11 protein-coding genes are annotated in these 13,774 nt (G+C 59.1%); 3 read left to right on the forward strand and 8 right to left on the reverse strand.

Annotation, left to right across the window (positions count from 1 at the left end):
* Window positions 1-14: 14 nt before the first annotated feature.
* The 7 genes from MF607_RS21650 to MF607_RS21680 all read right to left on the reverse strand — a co-directional run bounded on the left by MF607_RS21650 (window position 15) and on the right by MF607_RS21680 (window position 9,666).
* Complete coding sequence (locus tag MF607_RS21650) at window positions 15-698, reverse strand: hypothetical protein (protein ID WP_242122187.1); 684 nt, start codon at window positions 696-698, stop codon at window positions 15-17.
* Window positions 699-706: 8 nt separating this feature from the next.
* Window positions 707-1,405, reverse strand: coding sequence for a M48 family metallopeptidase (locus MF607_RS21655; RefSeq protein ID WP_242122189.1), 699 nt, complete (start codon window positions 1,403-1,405; stop codon window positions 707-709).
* Window positions 1,406-1,421: 16 nt separating this feature from the next.
* Window positions 1,422-4,475, reverse strand: a complete 3,054-nt coding sequence (locus MF607_RS21660) for a type I restriction endonuclease subunit R (RefSeq protein WP_242122191.1) — start codon at window positions 4,473-4,475, stop codon at window positions 1,422-1,424.
* Entirely contained in the window at window positions 4,472-5,662 is a 1,191-nt protein-coding gene (locus MF607_RS21665; RefSeq protein ID WP_242122198.1) for a restriction endonuclease subunit S, read from the reverse strand. The genes MF607_RS21660 and MF607_RS21665 overlap by 4 nt, the downstream gene beginning before the upstream one ends.
* On the reverse strand, window positions 5,659-8,112 hold the full coding sequence (locus tag MF607_RS21670; RefSeq protein ID WP_242122200.1) for a type I restriction-modification system subunit M: 2,454 nt from the start codon (window positions 8,110-8,112) through the stop codon (window positions 5,659-5,661). Before MF607_RS21670 ends, MF607_RS21665 begins: the two co-directional genes overlap by 4 nt.
* A gap of 118 nt (window positions 8,113-8,230) precedes the next feature.
* Window positions 8,231-9,157: a DNA N-6-adenine-methyltransferase gene (locus MF607_RS21675; protein ID WP_242122201.1), complete on the reverse strand. Its 927-nt coding sequence runs from the start codon at window positions 9,155-9,157 to the stop codon at window positions 8,231-8,233.
* A gap of 65 nt (window positions 9,158-9,222) precedes the next feature.
* The gene (locus MF607_RS21680; protein WP_242122203.1) at window positions 9,223-9,666 is read right to left on the reverse strand and encodes a hypothetical protein; all 444 of its coding nucleotides are present in this window, start codon (window positions 9,664-9,666) and stop codon (window positions 9,223-9,225) included.
* Window positions 9,667-10,155: 489 nt separating this feature from the next.
* On the opposite strand from MF607_RS21680, the gene MF607_RS21685 reads away from it, so the two are divergent.
* Window positions 10,156-11,580 (forward strand): VapE domain-containing protein, encoded by a 1,425-nt coding sequence (locus MF607_RS21685; protein WP_242122205.1) that lies wholly within the window; start codon window positions 10,156-10,158, stop codon window positions 11,578-11,580.
* Window positions 11,577-12,533 carry a hypothetical protein gene (locus MF607_RS21690; protein ID WP_242122210.1) on the forward strand — a complete coding sequence of 319 codons (957 nt, stop codon included), beginning with the start codon at window positions 11,577-11,579 and terminating at the stop codon, window positions 12,531-12,533. Before MF607_RS21685 ends, MF607_RS21690 begins: the two co-directional genes overlap by 4 nt.
* 24 nt (window positions 12,534-12,557) lie before the next feature.
* Here MF607_RS21690 and MF607_RS21695 read toward each other — a convergent pair whose 3' ends face one another.
* Window positions 12,558-12,980 carry a hypothetical protein gene (locus MF607_RS21695; RefSeq protein WP_242122212.1) on the reverse strand — a complete coding sequence of 141 codons (423 nt, stop codon included), beginning with the start codon at window positions 12,978-12,980 and terminating at the stop codon, window positions 12,558-12,560.
* A gap of 349 nt (window positions 12,981-13,329) precedes the next feature.
* Here MF607_RS21695 and MF607_RS21700 point away from each other — a divergent pair.
* Window positions 13,330-13,774, forward strand: a 445-nt coding sequence (locus tag MF607_RS21700) for a hypothetical protein (protein ID WP_242122213.1), incomplete at its 3' end; no start/stop codon positions are given.

Consider the following 13,774-nt stretch of genomic DNA (forward strand, 5'->3'; position numbering starts at 1 on the left):
AGTCGGGCTTGTCTCTAAGCGGCGAGGTCGAGCGACAGCCCCGTTGCTGTGAGCCATGACACCCATCGCCTTATGAAAGCGAGAAAATCCTGCTCCTTTATACACAGCACCTTCAGGGATTCGGGCATTTGGGCATCCGCCACATATTTGCCGCTTATAAAGGCCAGCTTATCGGCCTTCATTCCATATTTCTGAAATCCGTCCGCATCCAGATATGCGACGCCTCCGTGTGCGAGAGCGTTCCTGAGGCAACTTGCCCACTCGGAAGCAGCCATGGCCGATGCTCGCGCCTCCGCTTGCGGTGTATTCAGTTCCGCTGACAATTCGTGCGGGAAGTATCGTGCAAGATTCTGGCCGGGTTGGTGCGGGAACCGGGCAAGCCGCCATTCTGCTGGGGCAAAAAACGAGGAATGGCGAAGTGCCCTGCCACCCAATTCTCCATCAATCAGTGCCGTCAGTTGCGGATCGAGCGGCCTCTCATCGACATATCCTTCGAAATGCTTGCCCCGATGCCGTTCAACGCGCTCGATAGGAAGCACGATCATAGGGGTGGCGAGCGCCAGCAAGAATGTCGTCGTGAGCGGCCCGATGTTCTCCTGACCGGGAAAAGAGATCGATTCCACGCTCGGCAAAAGAGTTTCGATGAGGTGAAGGCAGCGCTCAGGCAATTCACGGCTATAATTCGCTGGAATACCCATGATTCACCTCAATGATCCCATTCCTCGTGACCCAGCGGTTCCCGGTTCAGTTCAGCCCTGACCACGCGCCAACGCGGCATGTGCCTATCCATCAGAGCGATGAAACGCTCGCCATGAGATGGCTCAATCAGATGGGCGACTTCGTGGCATACGAGATAATCTATGCACGCGGGCGGCTTCTTTACCAGTTCGAGGTTGAGCCAGATGCGATTAGCAGCCGTGTTGCAGGAGCCCCACTTCGTCCGCATGCGCTTGATGCCGAACGCTGGCGGCGAAAGCGCCATGGCCTCCGCCCACGATGTGACCAGTGCTTGAGCCCGCTTACGCAACTCTGATCGCTGCCAACGCTGCACAACCCGTTCACGATAGTCTCGGTCGCTGCCGGGGGGCACGACAAGTTCGAGACGATCCGCAGCGATTCTAACTCTGGGCGCACCATCACGGCGCAGCAAGCGGAGCCGATATGGCACGCCCAGATGGAAGTGGGTCTCACCCGAGACATAGCTTCGGGCGCTCTGCCGAGCCTGAGCGGCGAACTTCGCCTGCTGTCGTTTGATCCAGCCGAGCCGCGTGATGACCGCCAGTCTCACCGCGTCATCGTTGACGGTCAGCGGAGCGGCTACGCGGACCCTGCCGTTAGGAGGGTAGACCCCAAGATGCAGGTTTTTGATCTGCTTGCGGACGACCTCAACATCAATCTCGCCCACCAAGATGCTATGGCCGTCAGTATTCATGTTGCTTGTGGACCAGATTGAAGATCGTATCGACAAGCGCCGGATCGCTGATGTGGCGACCGATCGCCCGCCGCACCTCTCTCCCTTTGAAAATGTTGCCGCGCCAATCCGCTTTTTTTGACCGGCGCACATCGTCGTCAATCGCAGTGGCGAGCACCTCGTCTCCGCTCAAATTGTCGAAAAGCGCGCGCTTGGCCGGGGTGTTGATACCCGAAGGGTAGCTGCCGCCAACTTCCGGGCTATGCACGCGCTTCGCCAATTCGACGATCTTGTCCAAATATTCCGCGTAGCTCAGTGCATCAGCCTTCCGCTGCTCCACCAGCGCATCGAGCAGTTCGGACATTTGCTCATAATATTTGGGGTTAACCGGCGTCTCGTCGATAATGAGCTTACGCACATTGTTCTCGATGGTCTCGGCGATATTTTCCGGGTTGCTCTTGATGCCTTCGGGTAGGGCATCCACCGCGTCCGGGCCGCGCTCAACGATCAGTTCCACCAACGACATGTCGTCGAACGCGGAGATGACTTCGCTCTCCTCGGCCCGAATGTAGGTGTCGATAAGGTGCCGCATCGCGGGCTCGAACATCTTGAGGTCGATATAGTCACCGCTGGCGAGCTTCACCTCGCTGCGAACCTTCTCGCAATGCTCCACCTCGGCCTTCAGTGCCGCCGCACCCGCCGCATCGTATCCAGCCTCACTGAGGTCGTTTGCGATGTCGGCGTAGGCGCGGATCAGCGAAGCCGTCAGTTTGTAGAGGGTAAGACGCTTGGGCTCGTTGTCCTTCAACGCATCCTTATCGCCGGTATCGGCGGCACAGAAGTAATGCAGGTAGTCTGGCGTGCCCTTCGGCGGTGCCACAGGCTCGCATAGCGCGCGCAGGGCCTCCAGCACTTCGTTCAGGCGCTGCTGCGCCTTCTGGAGGCGGTTTTCCAGCAGCCCTTCGACATCGGCCTTGTCATAACCTTCGAACGCCCCGGAGGTGTAATCGGTGATCGCGCCCTCAAGGCTGCGGAACAGGTCTTTGTAGTCGATGATCTGGCCGTATTCCTTGTCGTCGCCATCGAGCCGGTTCACCCGGCAAATGGCTTGGAACAGGCCGTGGTCCTGCATTTTCTTGTCGATGTAGAGGTAGGTGGCCGAGGGAGCGTCGAACCCCGTCAGCAGCTTATCGACCACAATCAGCAGCTTCATCTGGCCGGGTGACTCGATGAAGCGCTTTTTCACTTCCTTCTCGAAGGCTTCGGGCTCTTTCTCCGCGAGCATCCGGTTGTAGGTCGCATATTTCCGCAGCCGTTCGGTCAGGCCCTCGCCATCGCCCTCGCCCTTCACATCGCTGGGGCTGGGCTTGTAGCTGGTGATGATCGCGCACTTGTCCTTGAGTGGCGTCTTCTCGAACAACTCGTAGAATTTACACGCCTCGTAGATGCTGCCGGAGACCAGCATGGCGTTGCCGCGACCGCTGGCGAGGCGGTCCTTCAACTCCATGTCCATCAGGATATCGGCGACGATCTTTTCAAGGCGAGACTGGCTCGACAGCACCGCCTTCATCGTCCCCCAGCGTTGCTTCAACTGGGCCTTGGCGAGGTCGCTCAAGCCCTTCGTCTTGGCCTCGAACCACTGGTCGATCTTCTTGGGAGAGGTAATTTCCTGATCGATATCGCGGGCTTCATACCGCAGGTCGAGCACCACGCCGTCTTCGACCGCCTCGTCGAAGCGATAGGTATGGATGTAGGGGCCAAACACCTCAAGGCTGGTCTTCTTGTCGTCCTTGAGGAGCGGGGTGCCGGTGAAGCCGATGAACATCGCATGCGGCAGGATGGCCTTCATCGCCTCATGCAGTTGCCCGGACTGGGTGCGATGGCACTCATCGACGAAGACATAGATATCGCCCTTGGGCGAGAACCCCGCCGCAATCGACTTCTGGATGTCGGCGACAAAGCTCTCGACATCGTCCTCATCCTTGCCGCCGAACTTGTGGACCAGCGAGCCGAGCAGCCACGGGCCGGTGTCGTTCAGGCGGGCGATCAGGTCCGCGCCACTCGTGGTGCGGTGAATGTCCTCGCCAACACCCTTGAACACCTTCTCGATCTGCTCGTCGAGTTCCGTCCGGTCGGTGATGATGAGAACGCGCGAATGATCGATATTCTCGCGAATCCACTTCGCCAGCCACACCATTGTAAGGCTCTTGCCCGAGCCTTGCGTGTGCCAGATGATGCCGCCCTTGCGGGTGCGGACATGCTCCTGAGCGGCGCGGATGCCGAAATATTGGTTGTGGCGGCAGGTCTTCTTGGTGCCCGCGTCGAACACGATGAAGTCGTGCAGCAGTTCGAGAAGCCGATCCTTGCGGCAGACATGGATCAGGTCACGGTCAAGCGGACTGCTCGGCAAGCCGGGGGCTTCCTCCGGCTCCTTCCATTGCAGATAGTATTTTTCGCGGGTTTCCGTGGTGCCGTAGCGCAGCCCCTCGGTGTCGTTGCCCGCCATGACAAGCTGCATGGTGGAGAAGAACGGGCGGATGAACATCGACTTCTGGTTGTCGAGATTCTGCCGGATGCCCTCTGAGACCGAGACCGTGGAGCGCTTGAGTTCCAGCACGCCGAGAGCAATGCCGTTCACATAGAGCACGATGTCCGGGCGCTTGGTGCTGCTCTTGGCACCTGAGCCGCTGACGGTCACTTCCTCGGCAACGGCGAAATGGTTGGCCTCGGGGTTGGTCCAGTCGATCAAGCGGATCGTGTGAAAGTTTTCGCCCGCCCCGGCAGAAACTTTCACCCCATAGCGCAGTAGCTCATATACGGATCGATTGACATCATAAGGGATGCGGGAACTGTCGCCCGCCACCCGCTGCAACTCGGCAATGGCGCGGGAGATTAGCGCCTCATCGTATCGGCCAGCGAGCCACGCGCGAAGAGTGCTTTCTTCGATGTTGCGGTTGTTGGGCCGCTCGTGCCAGTCTCCCAGATAGTCGTATCCAAGGGTCTTGGTGAACAGCGTCACCACCCGCCTCTGGGTCGCCCGCTCGATCTGGCCGACCGTGCTCATACCAGCCTGATCCGCCCGGTGAGAAGTTGCTGCATCATGCCCTCTTTCAAAGCGACAATCTTCCCTCGGCGCGCGTCCAGCGCCGATATTTCGTCCACAATAGCATCGAGCGCACCTACTATAGATTTCTGTTCATCTATCGACACGGGCATGTGCACTTCAAATGTTTGAAAAGTAGGGAGTCTCAACGAGTCAACGGTAGCCTTTACGGAATTCTGCATTGCATAAGCCCCGAAGCTCATCGCCATTTGGTAGTAAAGGAAACGACCGTCTATTCCATTGAAATCGTTGATGACATATACGCGTTGGTGGGCGTCAAACTTCCCGAACATATAATGGAATATGCTTCCGATGCCCCCTTCTCCGGGGACTAAGATTGCCTCGCAATCATACGAATGTTTCGAAATGCGTTCGACAGTTGCCGAACGGACGAAGAACGGAAATTCGCCATCTTCCGACTTATCTTGGTTGTTCTTTGATCCAGTTTTGATCTTGGACAATCCCCCCAGCGCCTGCGAAACCCACTCCCCCTCAAACCCCGCCAACCGCGTCTTCCCTGTGAGAAGCTGTTGCATCGCGGCCTGCTTGATGTCGCGCTTCTTGGCGATCAGCGCGTCGAGCGAGGCGATGAGGTCGTCGATGTCTTTGAGGGCTGCTCCAATGCGCTGCTGCTCTTTTGGAGTTGGAAGTGCAACGATCACAGCCGACAATGACTTCCCGTTAGTCAGCGCACGGGTCGTGTAAGTCGCTGTCGCCTCGATCTGTTGACGAACCGCCCTTCCACGCAAGGCATAGGCTACAAAACTCGACGACAAATTGTCGTTTAACGGGCGCGCACGGAGAACGAAACCGCTGAATACCGCGTTTTCGATGGGCTCCATTAGGACGGCGCACATTCCTATCTCATCGACGGTTTCGGAAGTTCGAGTGAAGAATGCGTCATGCTGTCTGGCAGAATATGCCTGCTGTTCGTTTTTCGTGACATCCACTTTGCCGCTGACATGGGACGACATCAGCCACGGATACCGGTAGACATCCATGTAATTTATAATCGGCGTGCCGTGCCCGAAGAACGCCTTTGCCTTGTTCAGCCCATTTTTGAACTCGAAATGTGCCCCGATGCTCGATTCCGACCACCCATCGGGCAAGGCGTCTTTGGCATGGCTGCTTTTGCCCCGCTCGATCACGCCACAAACCCCATGGCGGCAAGGTGCTGGGCGACCTTTACCTCAAGGTCCGCCACATCCTTATCTAATGCTGGTAGAGGCATGGAGTAGCGTTGGGTCAGCAGCTTGATCCGTGTCGTCACCTCCTGCGCCACGCGACCCACTTCCCCTTCAATTGCAGCGCTGATCGAGGCGATCCACTTATCCTCAACGACAAGCGCCACTGCATCGGCATTCGACAGCTTCGCATATCGCTTGACCACCACCGTGTTGAGTTCGGCTTGCGCCTCCTTTAACGCGCGCGTGGCCTCACCTTGCTCAACGGACAGCGCCGACCATTGTCGCAAGACAGCTAATTCTTCCTTCGCGTCGGGATCGCCCTTAATCGCCTTGAGACGCGCCTTCACGCTGGCGGCGGTCAGCTTCCCAGCATCGGTCTGGGCTTCCACCAGCAGTCCGTCCTCACCGGAATGCTCTTCTTCCAGTTCCTCAAGCTGACGCGCCAGTTCTTCGGCCTTGGCTTCCAACTCATCCACCTCGGCCTGTTCCGCCGCGAAGTAACGGGCAACGATCAGCTTAGGGGGGATGACTTCGGCCTTGAGCTTCTTGCCACCGCGTCCGCTGCCCAGCACGATGTCGGGCTCCTCGGTGAACTTGCCATCGGCGTCCTTCACGAGTTCGCGGATTACCTTGGCGACATCCCAGCCTTCGCTGGTGATCTGATAGGCGTCGTCCTGCATCACCTCTGACCAGTAGGTCATGATGTGCTGATAGGCGTCATAAGCATCAACCAGCGGTGCCTCGCGGAAACGCGCCAGCAGGTTTTCCGACAGGGCGTGGATCAGGTCGGTCGGGTGATTTCCCTTATCGAAGCCCCTCATCGCTTCGATGTTTGCCTCGCGCCATGCGGCGAAGATACCGCGCACGGTGGCGGCAAACGCTTCGAACTCGACATGGGCGTGGATCGTGGCGCGCACTTCGGTCGGCTCGACCTTGGCGGCGAGATATCCGGGGCGGTCGCCGGGTCCGAACAAGTCGCCGCGCAGCCCCGGCATTACATCCCAATACTCCTGCAAGGCATCGACATCGCGTGCCGGAATGCCGCCTTTGAGGTGGGCTTCGATGTCTTGGAGGTCTTCGGCTTCCGATCCATCAATGTAGCGCGGGATGTTGAGGTTTCCGTCGTTCGCGTTGATCTCCGCCGAGGGGACCATGCGCGAGAAGCCCTCGATCTCAACCGACCGCTGCAACACATCGACGATCTTGTGAACATCCTGATTCCGCAGGCGGTTCTTATTCCCATCCTTCACGAAGCCCTTCGAGGCGTCGATCATGAAAATGCCCGTGCGCGTGGCGGCGTGCTCCTTGTCAAGCACGACCAAACAGGCAGGGATGCCGGTGCCATAGAAGAGGTTGGCGGGCAGGCCGATGATCGCTTTGATGTAGCCGCGCTTCAGCAGTTTCTGCCGAATGTCTGCCTCGGCATTGCCACGGAACAGCACGCCGTGGGGCAGAACAATCACCGCCTTGCCGGTCGATTTCATCGAAGCCAGCACATGCAGGAGATAGGCATAGTCGCCGTTTTTCGAGGGCGGCGTGCCATAGGTGAACCGCCCGAACTCATCCTCATCGGGATTGAGCCCGGTGGACCACGCCTTGTCCGAGAATGGCGGGTTGGCGACGATGAAATCGAATTGCTTGAGCAGGCCGTTCGCCCCCTTGTGGTAGGGCTTGGTCAGCGTGTTCTCACGCCAAAGTTCGGCATCGGCGCAGTTGTGAATCACCATGTTCATTCGCGCGAGCGCGAAGGTGGCGACATCCTTCTCCTGCCCGTAGATCGATAGGCCATCGGGGGCAGCATCATGCGCCTTGAGAAGCAGCGAGCCCGATCCGCAGGTGGGGTCGTAAATGGTGTGCTGGCGGGAGGTTGCCGCGTTGATCCCCACGGCCTTCGCCATGATGCGCGAGACTTCGGCGGGGGTGTAGAACTGGCCCTTCGACTTCCCGCTTTCCGACGCGAAGTGGCGCATGAGATACTCATAGGCGTCGCCAAGAATGTCGTCGCCTTCCGCCCGGTTTTTGCGGAAATCGAGTTCGGGGCGGCTGAAAATTTCCATCAGCTTGGACAGGCGGTCCACCATGTCCTTGCCTTCGCCCAGCTTGTTGGGGTCGTTGAATTTGGCGTTATCGATCACGCCGCCGAGGTCGTTGGTCTCGGCCACCTTGGCGATGATCTTGTCGATCTCCTCGCCGATGTCCTTGTTGCCCTTGAGCTTCACCATGTCGGCGAAGTGGCATCCCTCGGGCACCTCGATCTGGGCGTTGGGGTCGCTTAACGACCGATCGGACACATATTTCAGGAACAGCAGGGTAAGGATGTAATCTTTGTATTGCGAGGCATCCATGCCGCCACGCAAGGCGTCGCAACTCTTCCACAACGAACTGTAAATCTGAGACTTTTTAACCGCCACTTGTAACCCGCCCTTCACGCGAACGCGGCATCCCCCGGATGCCATTTTCGATGCTTAGGAGGGGCGGCTCCAGAGGACAACGACGGAGAGCGGGCGCGTGCAAATTGTCCGCTCGATGTCAAGCCTTTGGGAACGAACCGGTCTCGCCGTCATGCCCAGTAGATGGGGCTTTCGCGGCATCTGAAGCCCAGAGCACCAGCGCGCCCGTTCGACCAGCGAAGTCGAGCACGCGGTCCCGGTCGGCACCCCAGATGCAGACCATCAGGGCGAACGGGGCTGGAAACATTTTGGTTCGGTGCTCATCGTAGAACGACAGGCGGCGGGGCATCAGCAGGACATCTGCGACGCCGAACACGCGCTCGCGGAAGGTGGTAGTCTCGGTTCGAGCAGGGAACAGGCCGACGATCATTTCGACTTCCTGCCTGTCCCATGCGTCGCAGCACCGGCCAATCCAGCGCGTGAGGTCGGAGAATGGCGGGTTCACGAATGCCAGTCGCCCGCTCCACCGCGTCGCCAGCCCGTCGTCCGCCTCTGTCAGCACGCGCTCGGCGGGGACGAAACTTCGCGGGTCGCCAGCAGGGTCGAGGGCGATCGGGCCGAACGAGGCGAGCACCCATTCGACCACCTCTGGAGGTGTGAACCTTACATCGCGCCGCTCCTGCCAATGCGCGCGCACCAGCATGGCTTCCCGCGCCTTCGGCGCGAGGACCGCCAGCACCGAAGTCAGAGCCGCCATTGACGCAGTGCCGCTCTCGACGGCTCGCACCGTGGGCACCGATATTCCGGCGCGGGATGCCACGCCCTGCTGGGTCATTTTGCGCTGACGGCGCGCGGCTTGAACCTGTGCGGCAGGGTTGTCGCCATTGGCGAGCCCAATAATCCTGAATCCAATATGGGGGCCAACCTTGGCGAGGGTGCTCATCCGTCCGCCGCCCTGTTCGAGCAGGACGACTGCCTGTCGGCTCACCCCGGCAAGGGCGGCGACCTCCCCCTGAGTGAGGCCAACAGATTTTCGTGTCCGCCGAATGGCTGGGCCGATATCCATAAAAAGCTATCCTGACATTTTTGTCGCGATAGCTTTCTATTGATCGGGATGTCGAGCGCCTATCGTCAGCGCGGAGCCAGCCCAATCCGCATGCCCTCGACGGCTTCTCGAATTTCCGCCTCGATGTCGGTGTCATTGGCACCGAGTGCCGAAGGGGTCGGGTCCATCATGTGGACCGGCTCTGGGTGAAAAACAAAGTATCCAAAGCCGGAGTTTTCCGACAAGGCGCTCTCGCGCCAGCGAGGATCGAGGCCCGCGCATTGAGGGGCCAACTTCACGGCAGACATGTTCGACGCGAGGCGCAGCAGGGCGGAGCGCAGGGAGTGCTCATCCTCCCCGAGGAATTCCGTTCCACTCGGTAGCGTTAGGCGCACGAAGTAGCCCGCGAACACCCGTGTTTTACCCGTGGCGACCAACCCGGAGTTGTATGTAGCGTCGATGGCAACGCCGTCGTCTCCCAATACCGAGACTGTTCCACGCCCCCGGATTTCATAGTGTCGCCATACCATTTTTGCTCTCCGTGCATGCTCTTATATTTAGTCGGCAGATAATGGGCCTACGATGCGGCTCGGCCACTGACTGGCGACACAGATACGGACGGACACTTCCTGCAAGTTAACGAATGCTCGCAGTGCCAAAGCCATGGCGCGGCTGGCGGGACACCGTTTCTGTTTTCTCAGTCCTTCAATGTAATGAATGAATGGTGTGTAGGGCATTTCTATCCTCTCATCATAATATTGCATTATGCTGATGCCACACCCCCGGTGCAGCCCCCTACCGTTCATCGCCTACATCACCTCGAACAATTACAAATATTGCGAGCATCAATCGCTGCAAGTTATAAATACTTCATCAAGGCGGTCGCTCGTCATGAACGAAATCACATAAATACTGCGGACGATCCAACGTAATGATAGGATCGGCTTTTCGGTAAGCATGAGGGTTCGAGGCGGAGCGACACGCCTCGGACCCTTTTTACTTGGAGAATGCTTACCACAATGACTTACCGTTCCTTCCTCACCACACACCGGATGGCCCTTGAGGAACGCCATGCCGCAAACGACGACCTCCGCCCGCACGACATCTTCGACGGTATCGACTTCGATCAGGACAACCGTGCATTGTTCAGGTGGGCGCAGGACCAGCGCCTCATCACCCAGCAGGACATTCGAGATGGCCGTCGTCGAGCGTCGATCACTACTGCGCTGGGCGCATGTCCCGGCACGCCGCCAGAGTTCGTGCATGTTCTCGCACGGCAATTGGATGTCCGGGTGCGTTTCAACGGCACGATGACGCGCCTCGACCTTGCCACCGGGCAGCGCCTCGACATCTTGACCACCGATCTCGCACGCGATTGCCGTCTGGCGAACGCATCACTTAGCATCGGCTTCAATCGCTCGGACATCGACGATGCGGTGGATGGCTGGTATCAGGCCGAGCGGCAGGGACGGATCACTGCCATTCGTGATCAGATCGGCGCGCGCGCCGATTTCGACTGGGAGTCGGTCGCCCGCACCTGCTTCGATTGCAGCGAGACTTCCCCTGCCTTCGTGGCCGCTGTGCTGCGTAAGTTCGTGCATCAGGTGGTCAGCAAGCTGCATGGGAGGCCGGTCGGCCATCACCTCATGCCTGTGCTGACCGGCAGGCAGGGAAGCGGTAAGACCTACTTCCTCAACCACCTGTTCGGCCCACTCGCCGAGCTTTCCCGCAGTGCCGACTTCCGGTCGATCAGCGACGATCGTATGATCGACCTGTGGCAGAGCTACATCATTTTCATCGACGAGATGGGCTATGCGGATCGCTCGGATGTTGATGTCGTAAAGAATGTCATCACCGCTGAGACGCTCGATCGCCGACCGATGCGCACGAACGCGATCCAGACGGTGCGGCAGCGCGCGACGCTGATTGGCGCGTCGAACAAGGCGCTGTCCGAACTGATCCGCGACGAGACCGGCAATCGGCGCTTCGTTGCCATCGAATACCGGCCACCCGAGGATCGCGACTTTATCGCATCGCTTGACTGGTCGGCAGCATGGCAGAGCGTGAAGCACACGGACGCCGACCCCATGGAAGACTTCCGCGATATGCTCGCGACAGTGCAGGAAGGTGAGCGACACCATGGACCAGTCGAGGCATGGCTGCGCGCGCTCGCATCTGGCGAAACCGACCTTGGCCGCGTTGTGTATGATGACAAAATTCGAACGCAAGACCTGTATGATGCCTTCCTGTCGCATAGGCGCACCGTCGTTGCCGATCACGATCCGGTTGCGCGCACGCGCGATGCCTTCTCGAAAGAGATTGGGCGGATCATCAGCCAATTTCCCTGCATCTGCCCTTTGGTGAAAGGGCGCGACCGCACTGGTATTGTCTGGCGCTGGGTCGGTGCCAAGCCTCTCACGCTCTTGCAGGGGCGACGCGCGTGATCCGGCTCTCCGTCGTCGAGCATGTCCAAGATCGTCGGCCCGAAATGTTCGGGCCGATCGATTGGAGCGAGTTTGCCGACCTCATGGCCCAGCAGAGCCAAGAGGTCGCCGAACCGTCAACCAAGGCCATGCAACTGTGCATTTCACCCGCGATCTATCCATCGGGGTCATACCGCTCGAAGGCAGCGGCAACGGGGTGGAATTGGTTCGCCGCTGACATCGACAACAAGGCGGGCAACCGCCCCGGTGCGACGATCTATGAGATTGCCGATGTGATGGACGCATTCGCCTCGCCCTACCTGATCTACACGACGGCCAGCCATCAGCCTGAAGCCCAGTGCTTCCGGCTGATGTTCCCACTCGATCGGGTGATCGATGCCCACGAGTTCGACGCCGTATGGCGTTCGTTCGCAATCGGCTTCGGCTGCTTCGACGAGCAGACCAAGGACATTTCCCGTCTATTCATCGCGCCGCGCGCATGGGTGGGACGGAGCAATCAGTTGCTCCACCGAATGGCAGGCAGGCCCATGCGCGTCGATGATATCGTGGCAGCGTATCCGGCCCCCGTCGAGCCGAGGATTGATCCGGGGCTAATGGAGATCGCGCGGGCATCGCGACATGATGGTCGGCGCGCCGATAATCTGGCTGATCTCGATAGTTCGCCCGTCGTGCCAACCAACGCGGTAGAGGCGGCGCTCACGGGAGCGCCCGGTGGGAGGATGTTCCGTTTCCTCTGCTCGGTTGCCTGCTCCGCGCATCGGAAAGGCTATGCGCTCGACGCTTATGACTTGCGCCAGATAGGCGCAGAGATGGCGATGCGCATGGGGCGACGGGACAATGGCGATCTCGCCCGAGATGTTCGAAATGCGCTGGCCTTCGCTGATCGGCAGGTTATCGATCGGCGCGCGGATCAGCTTGGTTCTCTGAGGAAGGCACTTACCGGGCGCTGTTAACAGCCATACAGACGCTGGGGCTCTTCACGACTTCGCTCGCCGCCTTCGCGTCGCGACGGCATCGACACGCGAAAATCGCTCGAAGCGTTTCCGTTGAAAGATGTTGAAGGAAGTCTCGCGCTCTCGATCGAGATTGAATATCGAGATTTGGCTCCAGCCGTTAGCATCCCACGGCTTCATGAACGCGCATACCTCCCCGTCAACACGAAGCGCCTCGTCCGCCAGCACATCGAAGTAGAGGCCGGTGATGATGTTCTTGACCGGGAGGATGTGCCAGTTTCCGATCATGCGGGAGGACTGGAGCGTGATCGGTTCCCAGCCATTTTTGCGCCACGCGGGAACGGGTCTGCGGGATGCGCCTGAGGAAGAGGGCCGGGACACGGGCGATGCGGCGTTATCCGTGCATGGATGCTTCGGCCAAGGTGGGCCAAGCTCGTCGAAGAACACCCGCCCTCCGAAGGGAGACTGATAGAAGAAGACGCTGGCTCCACAAACCGGGCAAGCCGCGTTGGGGATCGTAAAACTTGCGTAGGTCGTGAAGGTCGGCGACCGATCTGGCGACCAGTATATCGCCCGTGCCCTACGGCCTCGTCCCATCTTTACACACCAACCGCATAGGCAGTCGGCATAGTGATTATTTCCCGGCATGATTCCCCCTCATGTCGGAACAGGCTGCCATGTGGTGCTGCATCGGACAACTTAACATCGTAATGCACCGATGCGGTCGGTATCGTGCGGGACAAGTGTTAACCGACACGCCTTAAAGCCAGCGGATCAACGCGGGGTCGGTTTAAGCATGTGGAATGAAGACAATGCCATCTACGATGATGGCGAGTGGATCACTTGGACCGAGATCAACTCTCACCTCGAACGGTGGGAGTTCGAAGCACGCTTCCCGGACCTCGAAGCCGATCTGGTGCCGATCTTCCAAAGCCTGCTTGCCACGGCGCAGGATTACCACGAACTGACCGGGAGGCACCTACAGGTCTACGGCGACCTCGGCGAACTCTATGGCGCGATCACTCACGGGCTGAAGCTGCACCGCAACTATGCGCAGGGATCGGACGGGAAGATCGGCAACGACTTCGTGGAGGTGAAGACCATCACACCCTTCAAGACCAACGATGTCGTCGCCCTCAATCTCAAGCGCAACTTCAGCAAGGTGCTGATCGTGAAGATCAGCGCCGACTTCGAGGTCAGGGGGAAGCTCATCGACCGGAAGGCGCTCCCCAAGATCAAGG

The organism is Sphingomonas lacusdianchii, from assembly GCF_022664395.1.
GTDB lineage: Bacteria > Pseudomonadota > Alphaproteobacteria > Sphingomonadales > Sphingomonadaceae > Sphingomonas > Sphingomonas lacusdianchii.